The following is a 19,605-nucleotide window of genomic DNA, read 5'->3' on the forward strand; positions in this document are numbered from 1 at the left end:
CAACCTGCGCCGGAGCATCCCGCCCCGGCGCAGGCCTTCCAGCTTAGAAACGATAGCCGACCGTCGCGCCATAGGTGCGCGGCGGCAGGTAGGTCACACCGATGATGCGCCCGGTCGAGATGGCAAAGGTGCTGCTCTCGCGCAGCGTATCGTTGATATTCTTGACCCAGAGCGATGCCGTCACCGTATCGGTCTTGTCCACCCAGCGCAGCGACGCATCGAACATCGTGTAAGCGCGCGTGCCTTCCACCAGCCGCTTGAACTCGGTGAAATAGATGTTGCTGCGCCCGGTCATGTCGCCGCTGATGGTGAAGGTGCCAGCTTCCTGCATGATCGGCAGGTCGACTTCGATCCCGGCGCTATAGGACCAGGTCGGCGAGTTGCGCGTGGGGTTGCCCGCCAACTGGATGTTGCACGGCGCATTGGCGTTGAGCGCATCGGCCCCGCATGGCGCACCAAAGGCGGTGGGATCGGGGTTGGTGACCGGGTTGTAAGCGGGCTGCCCCGCCTGCGCCACGTTCACCGGATCGAGCGGATCGACCGTGATGAAGTCATCATATTTGCTGTCGGTATAGGAAACCGATCCGCGCAACCGCACGCCATCGACCGGCCGCGCCAGCAGGTCGGCTTCAACGCCGGTCGCCGATGTCTTCGCCGCATTTTCGAAGATGGTGGTAAAGCCCGCCGGGCCACCGCCGATCGTCTTGTTGATCTGCAGATCGTCCAGCTTGTAATGATAGGCGGCCAGATTGACCTGCAAACGACGGTCGAGCAGTTCCGCCTTCACGCCGAGTTCGTGGTTCTTCATCTTTTCCGGCCGCACGATCGTCGTGCTGCCCGCCGCATTCTCACCCGACCCGGCCTTGAAGCCTTCGGAATAGGTATAATAGATCAAAAGATCGCTGTTGGGCTGCCATTGCAGGCCGATTTCCGGGGTGAAATCCTTGAATGTGCGTTCGCGATAGGTGCCCTCGATGGTCGTCTTGCGCACCTGCGCGACGGTGGGGTTGCCGTTGGCGGTCAGGATGATCGACGGGTTGGCACTATCCACCTTCTCATGGCTGTAGCGTCCGCCCAGTTTCAGCGACACGCCATTGAGGCCAAAGGCAGCGCCCAGGTCGAAATTCAACTGCCCGAACGCCGCATAGGCGCGGGTGCCAAGGCTCGACTTCAGGCAGACCCGGTTGGGTGATGTGCCCGCCGGGAAATTGCACATCGCCAGCGCTTCGGCCAGCGTCACCGATCCGACCGGCGCTGCCACATTGTCGACGAAGGTCGGCCGCGTCGCCAGCACGGTGATGTTGGACGCCAGGTCGTTGGTCGAACTCAACCCCACCTGATCGCGCGGCCGCTGGCGCTCGTGGAAATAATAAAGGCCAACGACACCCTTCACGATGTCGCTGTCATATTTGAACTGCAATTCGTTGCTGAACTGATGCGCGTCGATCGTGCGCGTCTGGATCGAGGTGGAGTTGGGCAGGGTGGCGACCAGCGCTGACCCGTCCAGATCCTGGATCAACTGCGTCTTGAAATCGCGATAATTGGTGATGTTGCCGATGCTGAACGCATCGCTCAGCTCGATGTTGAGCGTGCCGGTGACCGAATAGCTTTTGGTATCGACCGAGGGCGGCTCGTCGCTGCCCAGGTCACGCGGGTTGGTCGCGAAACCGCCGGTGCCGGTGGGCGCAAGGCGCGGCACGCCGGGGAAGGCGGGGCCACGATAATGGACCGCGCCGCTATTGTCGTTCTGGCGGAAATATTCGCCCGAAATCAGATAGTCGATCTTGTCCGACGCGATCAGGTGGATCTGGCCGCGCACCATGTAGCGATTAAGGTCATCGACATCGCTGCCGCCCTTGAACGGGTTGCCGCCATAGCCGTCGCGCGCTTCGACCTTGCCCGCCAGGCGAAAGCGGATCGCATCAATGATCGGCCCGCCGATCGCGGCTTCGCCGATCATTGCATTATAATTGCCATAGCCCAGCCGACCATAGCCGCTGAACTCGGCGGTCGGCTTGGCGGTGATCAGGTTGATCGACCCGCCGACCGCGTTGCGGCCATACAGGCTGCCCTGCGGCCCGCGCAGCACTTCGACCCGCTCCAGATCGAACAGCGACGTCAACTGCGCCTCGGCGCGCGCGACATAGGCACCATCGACATGCAGCGCGACGCCGGTGCTGGACCCGGTGGTGGAAGTATTGGCACCCACGCCGCGGATGAACACCTTGGCCTGGTTGAAATCATTGCCGAACGTGACCGACGGCACCAACTGCTGGATATCCTGCAGATTGTTGATCCCGGCATTGGTCAGCGCGTCGCCACTGACGGCGGAGACCGCAACGCTCACATCCTGCAACGACTGGCTGCGCTTCTGCGCGGTAACGATGATGTCCATGCCGTCCGTCTGCGCCAGCGTGGCTGGAGCCAGTCCCAGACTGGAAACAGATGCAAACAAGACACAAATGGCGCGTGATTTTGTGAATGCGGTCATGGCACCCTCCCAGGATACGGACATCGCGAAAATGTGTCCTGCGAATACAATTAACATACGGACTATCCCCGCGCAATTGCGGCTATTACCTGTTCAAAGGGGCATTTTTGACGGATAATGGGGGCGGTTGCCCGACCCCGAATCCAGCACAAGAGCGCAAAGCGCCTCTATTGCTGGTCTGTAAACACTGCGGAAAAGGCGCTCTGCCATTGTTGCTGGGGAAAATGCTACCCCGCCTGCGCCAGCATCAGCGAAAACAACCCGTCCGCATCGGTCCATTCCCGCACCGGCTCCCAGCCGCCCGATCGCAGCAGCAGTCGACCGTCGCGTATCCCATATTTATGGCTGCTTTCGCTGTGGATCGTCTCGCCCTGCGCCATGCGGAAGCTCTCTCCCGCGACATGGAAATGCAGCGGCCGCACCGCCTCCAGATGCATTTCGACCCGTGCCTTGTCGTCATTCCAGATCGCGCGATGGGCAAAGCCGTCGATCGGCATGTCACCCTCCAACTCGCGGTTGATCCGGGTGAGCAGATTGAGGTTGAACGCCGCCGTCACCCCCTCTGCATCGTCATAGGCGGTGATCAGCCGGTCGCGATCCTTGATCCGGTCCATGCCGATCAGCAACATGGCTTCATCGCCCAGCAGGCGGCGCATCGCCCGCAACAGGTCGACCGCCGCGTCCGGCTCCATATTGCCGATGGTCGATCCGGGGAAGAAGCCCAGCCGGGGCATAGCCTTGATCGCATCAGGCAGGGTGAGCGGCTGGTTGAAATCCCCTTCCACCGGGATCACCGGCAGGTCGGGAAAGCCGCGCGCCAATGTCGCGCTGCTCGCGCGCAGAAAATCGCCGCTGATATCGATCGGCACATAGGCACCCGGCGCGATCGCGCGCAGCAGGTGCGGCGTCTTGCGCGAACTGCCCGCGCCAAACTCCACCACCGCGCGGCCTTCGCCTACCGCCTGCGCAAAGTCCGTGCCGTGCTTCTCCAGCAGCGCCGTCTCGGTGCGCGTGGGATAATATTCGGGCAGGTCGGTGATCGCCTCGAACAATTCGGACCCGCGCTGGTCATAGAACCAGATGGGCGGCGTCGCCTTGGGGCTGCGCGACAGGCCTTCGATGATATCGCGGCGAAAGGCCGGGTCGACCGCTTGCGTCGCGGTCGGGGCGTCGTCGGTCAGCAGCATGGTCGTTACAGATCCTTCGCCAGTCGCAGCCCGGTGAACTGCCAGCGTTGATGGGGGTAAAAGAAGTTGCGGTAGCTGGCCCGCACATGGCCGCGCGGCGTGGCGCAACTGCCGCCTTTCAGCACGAACTGGCCCGACATGAACTTGCCATTATATTCGCCGACCGCGCCCGGCGCGGCACGAAAACCGGGATGCGGGCGGTAGGCGCTGCCGGTCCATTCCCACACATCGCCGAACATCTGCGTCAGCGAAGTGGTGGCATCGGCCGGTTGGGGGCGGGGGCAGGCGGCCCCATCCAGCAGATTGCCCGACGTCGGCGCGATATTCTGCGCTGCACTTTCCCATTCCGCCTCGGTTGGCAGCCGCGCGCCCGCCCAACTGGCATAGGCGTCGGCTTCATACAGGCTGATATGCGTCACCGGCGCGGCCGGATTGACGGGCTGGCGTCCATCAAGGCCAAAGCGGGTCCAGCCCTGTTCGCCCTGCGCCCAATAGGCTGGCGCATCGACGCTTTCCGCCTGCACCCAGGCCCAGCCATCGGCCAGCCAGTGGGCGGCGGTGCGATAACCGCCATCCTCGATAAAGGCGATCCATTCGCCATTGGTGATTGGCCGGTGCCCCAGCGCATGGGGATGGAGCAACGCCTTGTGCCGTGGGCCCTCGCAATCGAAGGCGAACCCACCCCGGCCCTCGTCGCCAATCTCGACCAGCCCCTCGCGCCCTTCGATCCAGTGCAGCGCATCCGGCAGGTCCATGGAGGCGGCGGCGGGTCCGGCGAACAACGCTGGTTCCATCGGATTGAGCGAAAACAGATGCAGCAGGTCGGTCAGCATCAATTCCTGATGCTGCTGCTCATGATGCAGCCCCAGCGTCACCAGCGTCCTCGCCTCGCGCGACAAGATGGGGATCGCCGCGAGCACCGCCGCATCGACATGCGCGCGATAGTCGCGGATCTCGTCCAGCGACGGCCGCGTCAGCATCCCCCGCATCGGCCGGGCATGGCGCGCGCCCTCCGCCTCATAATAGCTGTTGAACAGGAAGGCGTAGCGGGGATCGAACGGCCGATAGCCCGGCACATGATCGCGCAGCACGAAGGTTTCGAAGAACCAGGTGCCATGCGCCAGATGCCATTTGGCGGGGGACGCATCGGGCATGGACTGGACCGTCGCATCGGCGTCGGACAGGGGAAATCCAAGCGCCTGTGTCAGCGCGCGCACCTCGCGATAGCGCGACATCAGCGCGTCCCTGTCCAACTCGGTCCAGCTTCTGGCCATGCCTGCCCCTTACGCTATGCTCGCATGATGATGGAGCAAAAAGCGCATGACTGCCCTTTAGGGTTCCCCTCCTTTTTCAGCAGCAAACCGGCTGGGCGGCACGGCACACCCGGTCGCGCCCCTGTTGCTTGGCATCGTAGAGCGCCCGGTCGGCGCTCGCGATCGTCTCGTCGATCGGCGTCCCCTGCCAGCGCGCGACACCGGCGGAAAAGCTGATCGCGCGGCCATTGACCTGGCCGATCGGATCGTCGCGCATCTGGGTGGCGATCCGCGACAGCGACCAGCAGGCCTCATCCTCGATACAGTCGGGGAAGAAGACCATGAACTCCTCGCCACCCCAGCGCGCGACATGATCGACCCGGCGCAACTGCGCCGCCAGCCGTTGCGCAAAGGCCGCCAGCACCCGGTCGCCCTCGTCATGGCCCATCCGGTCGTTGACCTGCTTGAAATGATCGATGTCGATGATCGCCACGCATCCCTTGCGCCGCGCCTGGGGCAGCATGTCGATCTGCATCAGGAAACCGCGCCTGTTGGCGATGCCGGTCAGCGGGTCTTCATGCGCGGCGACGTTCAGATCCTGCATCTGGGCGCGGGTGACATGGGCGGCGCGATGCACCCCGGCATAAAGCGTCTGGATGACATCGCCGACCTGGGGCAGGGGCGTGGGGTCGCTATCCTGCCCCTGCAATGTCTGCGCCAGCGCATGGATGGGATTGAGCAGCGCGCCGATCCCGTACAGCGCGATGCCGGTGCCGATCACCGTCGCCAGCGTCAGCAGCACGAACTCCGCCAGCGCCAGCCGCCCGGTTGCCAGCCCCCAGGCCATATAGCCCAGCAGCGGCATATGGGTGGCGACGAAGCAGAGGGTGAAGAGCCGGAGCCTGAGCGATCGGGGGAAAATGAAGGAGGTCGCGAGGTAGAAATGCATATCAGCCCAGTCATGATTATCGACCGGGCGGAAAATCGTCGGCGCGCCTAAACGCATCCTGAAGAAATAGGGTTAATGCGCGTCCCTGCGACCAATCGTGCCAGGCATGAGTCGAGCGACCCGACCGCTCAGCGCGACGCGCCCGGCACCCATTTGACGTCGCGCGCGCCATTGTCGTTCAGGCGGCGTGCCATCACGAACAGCAGGTCGGACAGGCGGTTGAGATAGATCAGCGCCTGCACGTTCAGCGTCACGTCGACCGCCGCCGCCGTCGCGCTGCGCTCGGCCCGCCGCGTAATCGCGCGCGCCAGATGCACCGCCGCCGCGGCCGCCGAACCGCCGGGCAGCACGAAACTGTCGAGCGGTGCCAGCTCCGCATTCATCGCGTCGATCTGCTGCTCCAGCCGCTCGACCTGGCTTTCGATGATCCGCAACGCCCAGGGCGGGTCGCCCGCATCGGTGATCGGCGTCGCCAAATCAGCACCCAGATCGAACAAATCATTCTGGATCATCGTCAGCCACGCCGCTTCGGGCGCATCGCCGATCGCCAGTACGGCCAGGCCGATCGCGCTATTGGCTTCATCCACATCGCCCACCGCCTGCATGCGCGGGGCATATTTGGGCAGGCGCGTACCGTCGGCAAGGCCGGTGGTCCCCGCATCGCCCGTGCGGGTGTAGATCTTGTTCAGCTTGACCATGAAACCTTACCCGTTGCCCTTCATCAGCAGCAGGATCGCGACGATGACGATCGCGATGGCCTGAAACAGCACGCGGTTCATCATCGCCTTATTCTGCTTCAACCGCGATGGACCGGGACCGCTGCCTTCGGGCGCGTTCAATTCCTCCTTCGTCGTTTGAAGGAAGCTGATGATGCCACGGATCAGCGCGAACAGCGTCGCGGCCATGGCAAGGATGAGGGCGATGACGAGGACAATGTTCATGGAAGCAATCTAGGCGCTTGCCAGCCTGATTCCAACCGGAAAGCGTCTGCCTCTTAGGGCAGCCGCCAGTTCGGCGGGATCGACGCCCTGCGCGCGCAGATCGGCAAGCGCGATCGACCCGTCGCGCTTGGCCAGCCGCCTGCCATCCGGCCCGACCAGCAACGGATGGTGGCAATAGGTCGGGGAGGATAGGTCAAGCAACGCCTGCAACAGCCGGTGAATATCCGTCGCCCCTTTCAGATCATCGCCGCGCAGGACATGACTCACCCCCATCGCCGCATCGTCCAGCGTACAGGACAGATGATAGCTCGCCGGCGCATCCTTGCGCGCCAGCACCACATCGCCATGCGCCAGCGGATCGGCAGAGTGCAACGTCTCCCCCTTTTCATCGTCATCCCCGCGAAGGCGGGGACCCATCTCCCAACCTTGCGTCAATTCGATTCCGTCGGAGATGGGTTCCCGCCTGCGCGGGAATGACAAGGTAGAGAAGGCGAGCGCCCGCCACCTTACCGCCCCAACCCGCGCCACCGCCGCCGCCATATCGATCCGCCAGGCATGCGCCTCGCCCGCCGCGATCTGCCGCGCCCGCGTGCCCTCGCTCAACCCCCGGCACGTCCCAGGATAGACCGGCCCCTCCGGCCCATGCGGCGCGGTCAAACTCGCCTGAATGTCGCTGCGCGTGCAGAAACAGGGATAGAGCAGCCCCATGGCCCGCAACCGATCCAATGCCGCCTCATATACCCCCAACCGCTGCGACTGGAAAACGACATCCCCATCCCACGTCACGCCCAGCCAGGTGAGATCCTCGATAATCCCCGCCACATGCTCGGCCCGGCTGCGCGTCCCGTCAATATCCTCGATCCGCAGGCGAAAACGGCCCCCCGCCGCGCGCGCCATGTCCATGGCCAGCAACGCGGACCAGCCATGGCCGACATGCAACCGCCCCGTCGGGCTGGGGGCAAAGCGGGTCACCATATGCGGTAGGGCGTTCGTATCGGTCATACAGGCTCTTGACGGACGATATTGGTTGATGCTGTCATGCGGATGTCATGTTGCTGGTTAATCAGCGGCGTCGGCAAGGGGGTAGAAGGTTTCTATGTACCATCCCGACCTTATACGGCACCCGGAAAACTGCCCGGCGCTCGTACTCAATGCGGATTATACCCCGCTCAGCTATTATCCGCTGAGCCTGTGGCCGTGGCAGACGGCGATCAAGGCGGTATTTCTCGACCGCGTGGACATCATCGCCAGCTATGAGCGGCAGGTGCATAGTCCCAGTCTGGACATGAAAATCCCTTCGGTCATCGCGCTCAAACAATATGTGCGCCCGTCCGAACATCCCGCCTTCACCCGCTTCAACCTGTTCCTGCGCGACAAATTCGCCTGCCAATATTGCGGCGTCAGCACCGACCTGACCTTCGACCATGTCGTGCCGCGCCGCGCGGGCGGGCGCACGACCTGGGAAAATGTCGCCACCGCCTGTTCGCCCTGCAACCTCAAAAAGGGTGGGCGCACCCCCAAGCAGGCGGGCATGCGCCTCCATGTCGAACCGATCCGCCCGACGACCTGGCAGCTACAGGAGCATGGCCGCGCCTTCCCGCCCGGCTATCTGCACGATAGCTGGCGCGACTGGCTCTATTGGGATGTTGAACTGCTGGCCTGAGGCGTCAGCCGACCGGCAGCCAGTCCAGGTCCATGTCCTTCAGGCGATTGGTATAATGGCCAATCTCTTCCAGGCGGGCGATATCGCGCAGCGTGATGCGGCCGTTGGACCGGCTGATCAGCCCTTCCTCCTCCATCTGCCGGATCATGCGGTTCACATGCACCGAAGTCAGGCCGATGGAATCGCCAATTTCTTCCTGCGTCAACCTCAGGTCGAAACTGTCGGTAATCGCATCGTCCGTGACGCGGATGCGGTCGAACATGTCGAGCAGGAAGGAGGCAACCCGTGCCTTGGCCGATGTCCGCCCCAGCGACGCGAGCCGGTCGGTCATCGCCACCCGCTCGGCATTGGACAGCAGGAACAGCAACGCGGCCACCCGCGGCGATTCATCGAGCAGTCGGCGCAGCGCATGTTTGTCGAACGGACAAATAATCGCATCGGTCAATGCGATCAGCGATTCGGGCGCGCGGCTATAGATGGTGCTCGCCGACCCGATGAAGTCACCCGGAAAATAGACGCGCAATATCTGGCGGCTGCCGTCGGGCATGATGACGAAGCTCATCATCCGGCCTTCACGCAGCACGAACAGTTCGGTCACCGTATCATTGACACGCTGAACCATCGCCCCGCGCTTTACCTTGCGGGGGTTTTCTTCCAACCGTGCCAGTGCCGTCTTTTCCGCGTCCGACAGGGGCACCTGTTTGGCCAGCCTTGCGGCGAAACAACTCGTTGCCACCAATAACACCTTTTTCCAATTCTCGTTACGATGGCAGAACGCCCGAAGCGCCTTTTGGCTGCATTTACGTCCTTCGCACTAAACTCGATCAAGCTGGCGACGATTGTTGCGGCTATATTGCAAACGTGCCGCGCACAGGCGACGAATGCTATGGCGTCCGCCTTGCGCGGCGCGCATTTGCCGCTATTAACCCTGTCCGATGGACCGCATTGATATTCGCGGCGGCAACGCACTGAACGGCCGCCTTCCCATTTCCGGCGCGAAAAATGCGGCTTTGACGCTGCTGCCCTGCGCCTTGTTGACCGATGAACCGGTAACGCTGCGCAATCTGCCGCGTCTGGCCGACGTCGACAGCTTCGGCCACCTGCTGAACCAGTTGGGTGTCTCGACCATGATCGAGGGGGCAAGGCCGGAGGATTTCGGCCGCGTCCTCACCATGCGGGCAGGCCGCGTCACCTCGACCGAAGCGCCCTATGACATCGTGCGCAAGATGCGCGCGTCGATCCTGGTGCTTGGTCCCTTGCTCGCCCGTGCCGGCGAAGCGCGGGTGTCGCTGCCGGGCGGCTGCGCCATCGGCAACCGGCCGATCGACCTGCATTTGAAGGCGCTCGAAGCCTTTGGCGCTGTGCTTGAGATTACCGCAGGCTATGTCCGTGCGAGCGTGCCCGATGGCGGCCTGCCCGGCGGCCACTTCACCTTTCCGGTGGTATCGGTCGGCGCGACGGAAAATGCGCTGATGGCCGCCGCGCTCGCCAAGGGCACCTGCATCCTCGACAATGCCGCGCGCGAACCGGAAATCGTCGATCTGTGCAAGTTGCTGATCGCCATGGGTGCCGATATCGAAGGCGTCGGCACCGACCGGCTGGTCATCCACGGCCGCGAACGGCTGCATGGCGCGACCTACAGCGTGATGCCCGACCGGATCGAAGCGGGCAGCTATGCCTGCGCCGTCGCCATCGCCGGCGGATCGCTCGATCTCGCCGGGGCCAATGAAAACGACATGCACGCGATCATCGTCGCGCTGCGCGAGGCGGGGGTGCAGGTCGATCCCTATAAGGGCGGCATCCGCGTCGCCTCGGACGGCAAGCTGCGCCCGCTCACCCTCTCGACCGCGCCTTTCCCGGCCTTCCCGACCGACATGCAGGCGCAGTTCATGGCGATGCTGACCATGGCCGATGGCGCGTCGGTGCTGACCGAAACCATCTTCGAAAACCGCTATATGCACGTACCCGAACTGGCGCGCATGGGCGCGGACATTGCCGTCAATGGCCGCACGGCGGTCGTGCGCGGCGTGCCCCGCCTCGTCGGTGCGCCGGTGATGGCGACCGACCTGCGCGCCTCGATGAGCCTCATTCTCGCGGGCCTCGCGGCCGAGGGCGAAACCCAGGTCAACCGCGTCTATCATCTCGATCGCGGCTATGAACGGCTCGAAGAGAAATTGTCCGCCGTCGGCGCGGATATCGAACGGGTCAGCGATGGCTGAGGGCCGCGGCCTGGAGACGGATCGTGCCGCGCTGCTCGCGCTCTACGATCTCGATGCCGGTGGTTTCCGCAATCTGGACGAGATCACGGAGTTCGCCGCGACGCTGTGCGACGCGCCGATTGCGCTGGTCAGTATCGTCGAGGATGTGCGTCAGCGCTTCCTGGCCCGTACCGGGCTGGATGCGGAGGAAACCCCGCGCGACGTCTCCTTCTGCGCGCACGCCATGCTGGGGTCGGAGATTTTCGTCGTCCCCGACGCGACCCAGAACCATCGCTTCGCCGACAATTTGCTGGTCACTGGCCCGCCGCATATCCGCTTCTACGCGGGCGCGCCGCTGGTCGGTGCCGATGGCGTGCCGCTTGGCGCGCTATGCGTCATCGACACCAAGCCGCGCGCCGATCTGACGCCGATGCAGCGGCAGGGGATGGTCCTGCTCGCGCGGCAGGTGATGGTCGAACTGGAAGGGCGTCGGCGTGACCGCGACATCATCACCTTCCAGAATGAGAGCGCGGCCGCGCTCGCCACCAGCGATCGCATGTTCCACACGCTGGCTGACACGATGCCGCAAATGGTCTGGTCGACGCTGCCGGATGGCTTTCATGATTATTATAACGCCCGCTGGTATGAATATACCGGCACGCCTGCCGGCTCGACCGATGGCGACGGGTGGAGCGGCGTCTTCCATCCCGACGATCAGGAGCGCGCCTGGGGCCGCTGGCGCACCAGCCTCGTCACCGGCGAACCCTATGAGATCGAATATCGCCTGCGCCATCATAGCGGCGACTATCGCTGGACGCTGGGCCGCGCCTTGCCGATCCGCAATGCCGACGGCGAGATCACCCGCTGGATCGGCACCTGCACCGACATTCACGAACAGAAATTGATGATGGAAGAGCGCGAGATGATCGCGCACGAACTGTCTCACCGGATCAAGAATATCTTTTCGGTCATCGCTGGCCTCATTGGCCTGTCCGCGCGCCAGCATCCGCAGATCAGCGATGTCGCCGACGACCTGCGCGACCGCATCCTCGCGCTTGGCCGCGCCCATGATTTCGTGCGCCCCCACAGCGCTGAGTCCGCACCGCAGCCGGGGCAGGGGGTGGGCAGCCTGTCGGGCATTCTCAAGCAGATTTTTGCGCCCTATCGTGGCCCGGATGGATCGCGCATCCTGCTGTCGGGCGACGATGCCGCGATTGACGACCGCTCGGCGACCCCGCTGGCGCTGCTGTTCCATGAACTGGCGACCAATGCCGCCAAATATGGCGCGCTCTCCGTGCCGGAAGGGCGCGTCCACCTGACCGTCAGCGCGGAGGGCGATGATGTCCGCATCGACTGGCGTGAAGAAGGCGGCCCGACCGTCACCTCGTCCAATCTGGACGGGTTCGGCAGCCGGTTGATGACGCTCAGCGTCGAACGGCAGCTAGGTGGTCGACTGGAACGCGAATGGCGCGCGGAAGGGCTGGCGATCAGCCTCTGGATTCCGCGCCGGGCAATGAGCCGGGCGGCAGGAAAGGAATAAAGCCCGCAATATCGGCGCTGCTCAGTTCCGGGCTATCCTCCGCGGCCAGGCGCAGGGCGGCGGCGATGCTATGCGCGCGAAACGGCTTGGTGATCACGCCCAGCGCGGCAACGGATGCCGGGCCGATCTGCGCCGGATTGGCGGTCACGTAAATCACGCGAACCCCATGCTGCGCGGCCAGTTCGACGCCGATCGACGGTCCGGTCGGCCCATCGCGCAGGTTCAGATCGACGAGCGCGATATCGCACGAATTGGCGCAGGCGAGCGCTGCGTCCCGGTCAGCCGCGATCGCGCCGACATGAAAGCCGGCATCCTCGACGATCTGCTCGATTTCCAGTGCGACGAATATCTCGTCCTCGACGATCAAAACCTTCTTGCTCATTCCTGTTTCCATATAACCTGGATCAATGGAATGTCCCGCGTGCGGATTCAGTTCCCCCTCTGGCGGATAAAGCTTTGCAAACCTGCCCTATTAGGCAGGCTTTACGCCCCCTCACTGGTCCACAATGTCTCGAACGCCGTGCCCTTCATCAGCAGCACCGACGCCGGATAGCCGCCCTCGCTCGCCTGCCGTGCGGTCGCCGTCGCACTCTCGACCGCCGCGGCCTGGGTCGCGAACGGGCCATAATAAGTATTGTTCAAATTGATCTTCCACACGCCCTCATGGTGCAGGACGATGTAGCGGGCATGGGGCAGGGTGGGGGGCAGAGACATGTTACAAAACCTCAATATTATAATGGTGCCAGGCCATGATCGCCGCCGCGCCGCGATGCGGTCGCCAAGCGTCGGCCAAAGCGCGGGTCGCTTTCTCGCTCGGCCGTTCGGGCAACCCCAATATCCGCCCGGTCTCGATCTGCACCGCCAGGTCGCCCGCAGGCCAGATATCGGGCCGCCCTTCGGCAAACAACAGATAGATTTCCGCCGACCAGCGCCCGATCCCCTTGATCCGCACCAGTTGCGCGATCGCTTCCTCGTCATCGGCGGGCAGGGCGTGCAAGTCCAGCGCGCCCGAAACCACCATCTCGGCCAGGCTGCGGGCATAGCCCTGCTTCTGCCGCGACAGCCCGCACGCGCGCAACGCATCATAGTCCCGCGCCAGCAGCACGTCCGGCGCACAACCCGCGCCCAGTTCGGCCTCCAGCTTGCGCCACACCGCGCCCGCCGACGCGACGCTCACCTGCTGCCCGACGATCGTGCGCAGCAATGTCTCATAGCCCGGTTCGCGCACGCGCGGTTCGGGATAGCCCGCCCGCGCCAGCGCCGCGGCAAACCCCGGCTCGATCGCGGCGATCGCGTCCAGACTGTCGCGCAACTGTTGCGCCGTCGTCACCATGATCTTTCCCTCCGCAGCGCTTGATTTTCCGGCGTCGCTCCGTCAGAGCGGCGGAGATAATTTCCTAGGGGACTGGATAGATGCCGAAACTGATCGTGGTCAACCGTGCGGGCGAAGAACAGGCTGTCGAAGGCGACAATGGCCTGTCGGTGATGGAAGTCATCCGCGACAACGGCTTTGACGAATTGCTCGCCCTGTGCGGTGGCTGCTGCTCCTGCGCCACCTGCCATGTCTATGTCGATCCCGACTTCGCCGATGTGCTGCCCGCGATGAGCGAGGACGAAAACGACCTGCTCGACAGCTCGGACCATCGCAATGACACCAGCCGGCTGTCCTGCCAGGTCGTGCTGAGCGACGCGCTCGACGGCCTGCGCGTCACCATCGCCCCCGAAGACTGACCCAAATAATCCTCCCCTGTAAGGGGAGACGGAGGGGTGTCACCCTACCAAGTGGGCGACACCCTTTCCCTTCCGCTACCGACTCGCCGCCGCATACAACGCAATCGCCGCCGCATTGGAGACGTTCAAACTCTCCATCCTGGGGCTGATCGGCAGCTTCGCCAATATGTCGCAATGCGCCATGCTGTTGTGGCGCAAGCCTTCGCCCTCGGCCCCCAGCACCAGCGCCACGCGCGATTCGCCGATCGCCTCGCCCAGCACGGTGTCGGCGTCGCCATCCAGGCCGATGCGCCAATAGCCGGCTTCTGCAATCTCATCGAGCGCCCGCGCCAGGTTCACCACCCGCACCCACGGCATGATTTCCAGCGCGCCCGACGCCGCGCGCGCCAGCACGCCCGATTCGGGTGGCGCATGCCGGTCCTGCGTGACGATGCACAAAGCGTCGAACGCCGCCGCCGACCGCAGGATCGCGCCGACATTATGCGGGTCCGTCACCTGGTCCAGCACCAGGATCGGGCGCTTGTCGTCGCGCCCCTGTTCCAGCACTTCGTCCAGCCAGACATCGTCCAGCGGTTCGACTTCGGCGACGATGCCCTGATGCGGCGCGTCCGACGGGACCATCCGGCCCATGTCGGCGACGTCGGCATAGACGATCGGCAGCACCGGCGGCAGATCGAGCGGGGCGAGCGCTTCGCGCGTGCCCCATATCTTGCGCACGATGCGATTGGGGTTGGCGAGCGCCGCGATAACGGCGTGACGCCCATAGAAGCGCGGGAAGGCGCCCTTGGGCTTGGCGGAGCGATGACCTCTTTTCATGATTGCGCTCATTTCACATCCACCCATTGACAGGCAAGCCTCGTTTCGCCATTGAGCCGCCTCCGGCGCGATGAAAGGCAGTTTTCTGTCATCGCACAGGGTACTGGACAGGTGGCCGAGTGGTTAAAGGCAGCAGACTGTAAATCTGCCGGGCTACGCCCTACGTTGGTTCGAACCCAACCCTGTCCACCACCCTTGCCGTCGGCGCGGGCGGCCTTTCCTTCCCCTACGAACAAAGCACGCGGTTGAGCATGGTGGCTTTCCAACCTGCAGGCGTGTTTGGCATCCTAGATAATGCTTCAAAAGTGACGCATTGGAGAAAGAAATCCTCCTTTTATCCTCGAAATTGAAGCATTGTTATGCTGCACTCTTCGGTGTGGGCAACTTATCTATCTCCTCATATTTGAGGAATAAATGTTGAAATTTGCGGATAATGCAGTATATTTGAAGCATTATGCATATTGCGCCCACAATGCCGGAAGCGACGATATTGGCGGAGCTTGGCCAGCGCGCGCAACGCTATCGTGTCGGTATGAACCTCACGCAAGTTGAGCTTGCCAGGCATGCGGGCGTCTCACGGAGCACAATCGAGCGCTTCGAAGCCGGCAATTCTGTTCAGCTCGATAAACTGTTGCGCATATTGAGGGCGCTCCGCCTGTCCGCTAATCTGGATCAACTTATTCCCGAAGCAAGCATTCGCCCCATCCAGTTGGCGGATTCCGGGGTCGAAATGAGGCAGCGCGCCTACAAACGCAGGGCCGGCACTGCGAAAGAGCAGGCATGGACCTGGGGTGACAAAAAATGACGACTGCCGAAATATGGTTATGGAACAGCCGCATCGGGGCCGTGACGCTTCCGCCTGGCGAACGGTTCGCTAGCTTTGAATATGATCCAGCCTTCCAGCGCAGCGGGATCGAACTGTCGCCGCTCGCCATGCCGCTCGGCGGTGCCGTATATCGGTTCCCCGCCTTGGCGACGCAGAGCTTCCACGGCTTGCCGGGCATGCTCGCCGATGCACTGCCCGACAAATATGGGAATGCCCTGATCGACGCATGGCTTGCGACCCAAGGTCGAAAGAGCGCGGACTTTAACGCTGTGGAAAGACTGTGCTATACCGGCATGCGCGGCATGGGCGCACTCGAATTCATGCCTGCGCAAGGCCCTCCGTCAACCGTCGCCGCCGCGGTCGAGATTGATGCGCTGGTCAGGCTCGCGTCCGAAGTGCTCGTCCATCGCAAGGATCTGCGTGTCACATTCGCTGGCGATGAAAAGGCGGAGGCGCTCCGCGAGATACTGCGCGTCGGCACGTCCGCCGGTGGCGCACGGGCCAAGGCGATAATCGCCTGGAATCCTGATACCAACGAAGTGCGCTCCGGGCAGGTGCGGGCGCCTCACGGCTTTGGCTATTGGCTGATGAAGTTCGACGGGGTTGCCAATAACAAGGATCATGACCTTGCCGATCCCAAAGGCTTTGGGACGATCGAATATGCTTATTCGAAGATGGCTCTGGCCGCAGGCGTCGATATGACGGAATGCCGCCTATTCGCTGAAGGGGGCCGCCGACACTTCATGACCCGACGCTTCGATCGCCTGCCCGATGGCGGCAAATTGCACATGCAGTCGCTGGCGGCGCTTGCGCATCTCGATTTCAATGCGCCGCGTGCCAATGCCTATGAGCAGGCGTTCACGACGATTCGCGCGCTAGGGCTTGGCCAGGACACCCTCGACCAGCAGTTTCGCCGTGCCATATTCAACATCGTCGGTCGCAACCAAGACGACCATGTCAAGAATATCGCCTTTCTGATGGACCCCACGGGCGCCTGGCGGCTGGCACCGGCGTTCGATATTGCCTATGCCTATAATCCCGGCGGCGACTGGACGTCGCAGCACCAAATGTCATTGGCGGGCCTGCGCGACAATTTTACGCTCGACAGCCTGATCGCCGGCGGCAAATCAGCAGGCGTATCAGCGCGCGCTGTCCGCGCGATAGTCGGCGAAGTGACCGAGGCTGTCGCTCAGTGGCGTTTGATCGCCACGGATGTCGGGGTGCCGCCTGCCTTTGTGGATGACGTCGAAGCCCATCTTCGGCTCGACATCCGATAACGGTTGCGGTCCGCCGGCGGGACGGTCGGCATCCCGATCGAGCGTCGATCGGTGGAATGACCGGGGTGCAGCGGCGCGTTCACACCCCTTATCCACCATCGTCAAAAATCCCCCTGTCCTACATCCCCCACCCCATGCCACACTCCCCCCGCGCTCTTTCTCCCCGTCAGATTCCCCCACCCTGCGGCCCGTCCTCCGCACCCCACCCACTTCGCAAAAATTCTCCTATTGCGAAATCCGCGCCACCCGTCTGTCCCCACGCTTTTGCGTCGGCCACGACACTGTATACTTCGCAACTGCCCGCGCCCTTGCAAAACGCCGCTTCGTGGCCTTTGCTGCACCGCACGCCCATGCTAGGGGCGCGCCATGCTTAATCTGAATGCCATCACCGTGCGCCTGGGCGGCCGCATCATCCTTGACCGTGCCGCCGCCGCGCTGCCGCCCCGGTCGCGCGTCGGCCTCATCGGCCGCAATGGCGCGGGCAAGTCCACGCTGATGAAGGTGATGATCGGCCAGCTCGACCCGGACGAGGGCAGTTGCGACATGCCGCGCGACACCCGCCTTGGCTATATCGCGCAGGAAGCCCCGTCGGGCACAGCGACCCCGTTCGAAACCGTGCTGGAGGCGGACAAGGAACGCGCCGCGCTGATGGAAGAGGCCGAACATACGCAAGACCCCGATCGCCTCGGCCATATCTATGAGCGGTTGACGACGATCGACGCCTATACTGCGCCCGCCCGCGCCGCCCGCATTCTGGTGGGCCTGGGCTTTGACGAGGAAATGCAGGGCCGCCCGCTCGACAGCTATTCGGGTGGCTGGAAGATGCGCGTGGCGCTCGCCTCGCTGCTCTTTTCCAACCCCGACCTGCTGCTGCTCGACGAACCCTCGAACCATCTCGATCTCGAAGCCACGCTCTGGCTCGAAAATTTTCTCAAAGCCTATCGCGGCACCGTCGTCGTCATCAGCCATGAACGCGACCTGCTCAACAATGTGGTCGACTATATCCTCCATCTCGAAGGCGGTAAGGTCACCCTCTATCCCGGCGGCTATGATGCCTTCGAACGGCAGCGCGCCGAACGGCTCGCCCAGCTCGAATCGGCCCGCACCAAGCAGCAGGCCGAGCGCGAGAAGTTGCAGGACTATGTCGCCCGCAACTCCGCCCGCGCCTCGACCGCGAAACAGGCCCAGTCCCGTGCCAAGGCGCTGGCCCGGATGCAGCCGATCGCCGCCGCCATCGAAGATCCGACGCTGCATTTCGGTTTTCCCAGCCCGGCGGAACTGCGCCCGCCGCTCATCACCATGGACATGGCCTCGGTCGGCTATGGCGACACGCCGATCTTGAAGCGCATCAACATGCGCATCGACCCGGATGACCGGATCGCGCTGCTGGGCCGCAACGGTAATGGCAAGACGACGCTGGCCCGCCTCATCGCCGCGCAACTCGCGCCAATGGAAGGCGAAATGGCCAGCAGCCCCAAGATGAATGTCGGCTATTTCACCCAATATCAGGTGGAAGAACTGGACGTCACCGACACGCCGCTCGAACATATGACCCGTGTTATGAAGGGCGCGACCCCCGGTGCGGTGCGCGCCCAACTCGGCCGCTTCGGCTTCTCCGGCGAGCGCGCGGTGCAGAAGGTCGGCTCCATGTCGGGCGGCGAACGTGCCCGCCTGGCGCTCGCCCTCATCACCCGCGACGCCCCGCACATGCTGATCCTCGACGAACCGACCAACCATCTCGACGTCGACAGCCGCGAGGCGCTGGTCCAGGCGCTCAACGATTATTCGGGCGCGGTGGTGATCGTCAGCCATGATCGCCACATGATCGAACTGGTCGCCGACCGGCTCGTGCTGGTCGACAATGGCACCGCCCAGCCGTTCGACGGCAGCCTTGATGACTATACCGACATCATCCTGCGCAAGGCCGACGGCAACAGCAGCAGCGGCGACGCGCCCAAGGTCGACCGCAAGGCCGACAAGAAGGCCGCCGCCGAATGGCGCGAAAAGCAGAAGCTGCTCAAGAACGCCGTCAACAAGGCCGAACGCGAAATGACCGCGCTCGCCGCCGAACGCACCCGCATCGACGCCGCGCTCGCCAACCCCGCCAAGGCAACGGCCAAGACCAGCGACCTGATGGTCCAACGCGCCGCAATCGAAAAGAAACTCGCCGCCGCCGAGGAAGTGTGGATGGAAGCGGGCGCGGCGCTGGAGGCGGGGTGATCCGTTAGAAACAGCGCTCCAGCAGCATCAGCGCCGGATCGCCCTCGACGGCACGGGCGGTAAAGCCCATTTCCCGCTCCAGCGTGATCGCGGCATGATTGTCGCGGCTCTCGATCGACTGGAGCTTCTTGATGCCCCAGTGCCGCGCTTCCTGCGCCATATGGTCGAGCAGGGTCCAGCCGATCCCCTTGCCCTTAAATTCGGGCAGGATCGAAATGGCGACTTCGCCAATGTCGCCCGCCTTGTCCGCTGCCAGCGTTGCCGCCGCGATGATCGTCGCGCCACCCGGCTCGAACGCCAGCACCGTTTCATGCCGGTGATGCTCGAAGGCGGTGATGTCGTGCAACTGCGCCGGGCTGACATGGTGCACCGCGCTCAGAAAGCGGAAACGCCGGTCCTCGTCGGACACTTCGTCGAAGAAGGCGGCCAGTGCCACCTCATCGTCATGGGTGGCCGGGCGCACCGTGAAAGGAAAGCCGTACCGGGTTTCAAGCGCGATCATCAGATAACATC

The 19,605-nt window shown here is 63.6% G+C and carries 21 protein-coding genes and 1 tRNA gene; 9 read left to right on the top strand and 13 right to left on the bottom strand.

What is annotated here, in order from left to right; translation table 11 throughout:
• Positions 1-43: 43 nt before the first annotated feature.
• From V2I08_RS00405 to gluQRS, 7 genes are all read right to left on the bottom strand, one after another.
• On the bottom strand, positions 44-2,491 hold the full coding sequence (locus tag V2I08_RS00405) for a TonB-dependent receptor (protein ID WP_349633386.1): 2,448 nt from the start codon (positions 2,489-2,491) through the stop codon (positions 44-46).
• A gap of 227 nt (positions 2,492-2,718) precedes the next feature.
• Positions 2,719-3,678: an L-histidine N(alpha)-methyltransferase gene (gene egtD / locus V2I08_RS00410; protein WP_349633387.1), complete on the bottom strand. Its 960-nt coding sequence runs from the start codon at positions 3,676-3,678 to the stop codon at positions 2,719-2,721.
• 5 nt (positions 3,679-3,683) lie between these two features.
• Entirely contained in the window at positions 3,684-4,952 is a 1,269-nt protein-coding gene (egtB, locus tag V2I08_RS00415) for an ergothioneine biosynthesis protein EgtB (protein WP_349633388.1), read from the bottom strand.
• Positions 4,953-5,028: 76 nt separating this feature from the next.
• Complete coding sequence (locus V2I08_RS00420) at positions 5,029-5,880, bottom strand: GGDEF domain-containing protein (RefSeq protein ID WP_349633573.1); 852 nt, start codon at positions 5,878-5,880, stop codon at positions 5,029-5,031.
• A 128-nt stretch (positions 5,881-6,008) separates the two neighbouring features.
• On the bottom strand, positions 6,009-6,578 hold the full coding sequence (locus V2I08_RS00425; RefSeq protein ID WP_333973452.1) for a cob(I)yrinic acid a,c-diamide adenosyltransferase: 570 nt from the start codon (positions 6,576-6,578) through the stop codon (positions 6,009-6,011).
• A 6-nt stretch (positions 6,579-6,584) separates the two neighbouring features.
• Entirely contained in the window at positions 6,585-6,821 is a 237-nt protein-coding gene (locus tag V2I08_RS00430) for a twin transmembrane helix small protein (RefSeq protein WP_310221288.1), read from the bottom strand.
• A gap of 9 nt (positions 6,822-6,830) precedes the next feature.
• Positions 6,831-7,796: a tRNA glutamyl-Q(34) synthetase GluQRS gene (gluQRS, locus tag V2I08_RS00435; RefSeq protein ID WP_405053605.1), complete on the bottom strand. Its 966-nt coding sequence runs from the start codon at positions 7,794-7,796 to the stop codon at positions 6,831-6,833.
• Positions 7,797-7,917: 121 nt separating this feature from the next.
• On the opposite strand from gluQRS, the gene V2I08_RS00440 reads away from it, so the two are divergent.
• Complete coding sequence (locus V2I08_RS00440) at positions 7,918-8,484, top strand: HNH endonuclease (protein ID WP_037473320.1); 567 nt, start codon at positions 7,918-7,920, stop codon at positions 8,482-8,484.
• Positions 8,485-8,488: 4 nt separating this feature from the next.
• On the opposite strand, the gene V2I08_RS00445 is transcribed toward V2I08_RS00440, so the two are convergent.
• Positions 8,489-9,223: a Crp/Fnr family transcriptional regulator gene (locus tag V2I08_RS00445; RefSeq protein ID WP_349633390.1), complete on the bottom strand. Its 735-nt coding sequence runs from the start codon at positions 9,221-9,223 to the stop codon at positions 8,489-8,491.
• A gap of 27 nt (positions 9,224-9,250) precedes the next feature.
• Between V2I08_RS00445 and V2I08_RS00450 the strand changes: the two genes are divergently transcribed.
• From V2I08_RS00450 to V2I08_RS00460, 3 genes are read left to right on the top strand one after another with little or no spacing between them, the layout of a single operon-like run.
• Positions 9,251-9,433: a hypothetical protein gene (locus V2I08_RS00450; protein ID WP_349633391.1), complete on the top strand. Its 183-nt coding sequence runs from the start codon at positions 9,251-9,253 to the stop codon at positions 9,431-9,433.
• The gene (gene murA, locus V2I08_RS00455) at positions 9,420-10,703 is read left to right on the top strand and encodes a UDP-N-acetylglucosamine 1-carboxyvinyltransferase (protein ID WP_349633392.1); all 1,284 of its coding nucleotides are present in this window, start codon (positions 9,420-9,422) and stop codon (positions 10,701-10,703) included. Before V2I08_RS00450 ends, murA begins: the two co-directional genes overlap by 14 nt.
• Positions 10,696-12,222, top strand: coding sequence for a PAS domain-containing protein (locus tag V2I08_RS00460; protein ID WP_349633393.1), 1,527 nt, complete (start codon positions 10,696-10,698; stop codon positions 12,220-12,222). Before murA ends, V2I08_RS00460 begins: the two co-directional genes overlap by 8 nt.
• On the opposite strand, the gene V2I08_RS00465 is transcribed toward V2I08_RS00460, so the two are convergent.
• From V2I08_RS00465 to V2I08_RS00475, 3 genes are all read right to left on the bottom strand, one after another.
• Entirely contained in the window at positions 12,170-12,604 is a 435-nt protein-coding gene (locus V2I08_RS00465; RefSeq protein ID WP_349633394.1) for a response regulator, read from the bottom strand. The two genes, V2I08_RS00460 and V2I08_RS00465, sit on opposite strands and share 53 nt — an antisense overlap.
• 101 nt (positions 12,605-12,705) lie before the next feature.
• Positions 12,706-12,936 (bottom strand): DUF2188 domain-containing protein, encoded by a 231-nt coding sequence (locus tag V2I08_RS00470; protein ID WP_349633395.1) that lies wholly within the window; start codon positions 12,934-12,936, stop codon positions 12,706-12,708.
• Position 12,937: 1 nt separating this feature from the next.
• Positions 12,938-13,555: a DNA-3-methyladenine glycosylase 2 family protein gene (locus V2I08_RS00475; RefSeq protein ID WP_349633396.1), complete on the bottom strand. Its 618-nt coding sequence runs from the start codon at positions 13,553-13,555 to the stop codon at positions 12,938-12,940.
• An 80-nt stretch (positions 13,556-13,635) separates the two neighbouring features.
• On the opposite strand from V2I08_RS00475, the gene V2I08_RS00480 reads away from it, so the two are divergent.
• Positions 13,636-13,953 (top strand): 2Fe-2S iron-sulfur cluster-binding protein, encoded by a 318-nt coding sequence (locus V2I08_RS00480; RefSeq protein ID WP_043154185.1) that lies wholly within the window; start codon positions 13,636-13,638, stop codon positions 13,951-13,953.
• 75 nt (positions 13,954-14,028) lie between these two features.
• Here V2I08_RS00480 and V2I08_RS00485 read toward each other — a convergent pair whose 3' ends face one another.
• Positions 14,029-14,769 (bottom strand): RNA methyltransferase, encoded by a 741-nt coding sequence (locus V2I08_RS00485; RefSeq protein WP_096060986.1) that lies wholly within the window; start codon positions 14,767-14,769, stop codon positions 14,029-14,031.
• 105 nt (positions 14,770-14,874) lie between these two features.
• Between V2I08_RS00485 and V2I08_RS00490 the strand changes: the two genes are divergently transcribed.
• The 4 genes from V2I08_RS00490 to V2I08_RS00505 all read left to right on the top strand — a co-directional run bounded on the left by V2I08_RS00490 (position 14,875) and on the right by V2I08_RS00505 (position 19,092).
• Positions 14,875-14,961, top strand: a tRNA-Tyr gene (locus tag V2I08_RS00490).
• A gap of 280 nt (positions 14,962-15,241) precedes the next feature.
• Positions 15,242-15,574, top strand: coding sequence for a helix-turn-helix transcriptional regulator (locus V2I08_RS00495; protein ID WP_349633397.1), 333 nt, complete (start codon positions 15,242-15,244; stop codon positions 15,572-15,574).
• A complete protein-coding gene (locus V2I08_RS00500; protein WP_349633398.1) occupies positions 15,571-16,872 on the top strand; it encodes a HipA domain-containing protein in 1,302 nt (433 codons plus the stop codon). Before V2I08_RS00495 ends, V2I08_RS00500 begins: the two co-directional genes overlap by 4 nt.
• 366 nt (positions 16,873-17,238) lie before the next feature.
• The gene (locus V2I08_RS00505) at positions 17,239-19,092 is read left to right on the top strand and encodes an ABC-F family ATP-binding cassette domain-containing protein (RefSeq protein WP_349633399.1); all 1,854 of its coding nucleotides are present in this window, start codon (positions 17,239-17,241) and stop codon (positions 19,090-19,092) included.
• Between the two features lie 4 nt (positions 19,093-19,096).
• On the opposite strand, the gene V2I08_RS00510 is transcribed toward V2I08_RS00505, so the two are convergent.
• Positions 19,097-19,594, bottom strand: coding sequence for a GNAT family N-acetyltransferase (locus V2I08_RS00510; protein WP_349633400.1), 498 nt, complete (start codon positions 19,592-19,594; stop codon positions 19,097-19,099).
• Positions 19,595-19,605: the final 11 nt, after the last annotated feature.

The sequence above is a fragment of the Sphingobium sp. MK2 genome, assembly GCF_040170545.1.
GTDB lineage: Bacteria > Pseudomonadota > Alphaproteobacteria > Sphingomonadales > Sphingomonadaceae > Sphingobium.

Bases quoted from the DNA above. Each gene is read 5' to 3' on its own strand.
- V2I08_RS00405 (WP_349633386.1), bottom strand. From the start codon at position 2,491: ATGACCGCATTCACAAAATCACGCGCCATTTGTGTCTTGTTTGCATCT.
- egtD (WP_349633387.1), bottom strand. From the start codon at position 3,678: ATGCTGCTGACCGACGACGCCCCGACCGCGACGCAAGCGGTCGACCCG.
- egtB (WP_349633388.1), bottom strand. From the start codon at position 4,952: ATGGCCAGAAGCTGGACCGAGTTGGACAGGGACGCGCTGATGTCGCGC.
- V2I08_RS00420 (WP_349633573.1), bottom strand. From the start codon at position 5,880: ATGCATTTCTACCTCGCGACCTCCTTCATTTTCCCCCGATCGCTCAGG.
- V2I08_RS00425 (WP_333973452.1), bottom strand. From the start codon at position 6,578: ATGGTCAAGCTGAACAAGATCTACACCCGCACGGGCGATGCGGGGACC.
- V2I08_RS00430 (WP_310221288.1), bottom strand. From the start codon at position 6,821: ATGAACATTGTCCTCGTCATCGCCCTCATCCTTGCCATGGCCGCGACG.
- gluQRS (WP_405053605.1), bottom strand. From the start codon at position 7,796: ATGGTGACCCGCTTTGCCCCCAGCCCGACGGGGCGGTTGCATGTCGGC.
- V2I08_RS00440 (WP_037473320.1), top strand. From the start codon at position 7,918: ATGTACCATCCCGACCTTATACGGCACCCGGAAAACTGCCCGGCGCTC.
- V2I08_RS00450 (WP_349633391.1), top strand. From the start codon at position 9,251: ATGGCAGAACGCCCGAAGCGCCTTTTGGCTGCATTTACGTCCTTCGCA.
- murA (WP_349633392.1), top strand. From the start codon at position 9,420: ATGGACCGCATTGATATTCGCGGCGGCAACGCACTGAACGGCCGCCTT.
- V2I08_RS00460 (WP_349633393.1), top strand. From the start codon at position 10,696: ATGGCTGAGGGCCGCGGCCTGGAGACGGATCGTGCCGCGCTGCTCGCG.
- V2I08_RS00465 (WP_349633394.1), bottom strand. From the start codon at position 12,604: ATGAGCAAGAAGGTTTTGATCGTCGAGGACGAGATATTCGTCGCACTG.
- V2I08_RS00470 (WP_349633395.1), bottom strand. From the start codon at position 12,936: ATGTCTCTGCCCCCCACCCTGCCCCATGCCCGCTACATCGTCCTGCAC.
- V2I08_RS00475 (WP_349633396.1), bottom strand. From the start codon at position 13,555: ATGGTGACGACGGCGCAACAGTTGCGCGACAGTCTGGACGCGATCGCC.
- V2I08_RS00480 (WP_043154185.1), top strand. From the start codon at position 13,636: ATGCCGAAACTGATCGTGGTCAACCGTGCGGGCGAAGAACAGGCTGTC.
- V2I08_RS00485 (WP_096060986.1), bottom strand. From the start codon at position 14,769: ATGAAAAGAGGTCATCGCTCCGCCAAGCCCAAGGGCGCCTTCCCGCGC.
- V2I08_RS00495 (WP_349633397.1), top strand. From the start codon at position 15,242: ATGCCGGAAGCGACGATATTGGCGGAGCTTGGCCAGCGCGCGCAACGC.
- V2I08_RS00500 (WP_349633398.1), top strand. From the start codon at position 15,571: ATGACGACTGCCGAAATATGGTTATGGAACAGCCGCATCGGGGCCGTG.
- V2I08_RS00505 (WP_349633399.1), top strand. From the start codon at position 17,239: ATGCTTAATCTGAATGCCATCACCGTGCGCCTGGGCGGCCGCATCATC.
- V2I08_RS00510 (WP_349633400.1), bottom strand. From the start codon at position 19,594: ATGATCGCGCTTGAAACCCGGTACGGCTTTCCTTTCACGGTGCGCCCG.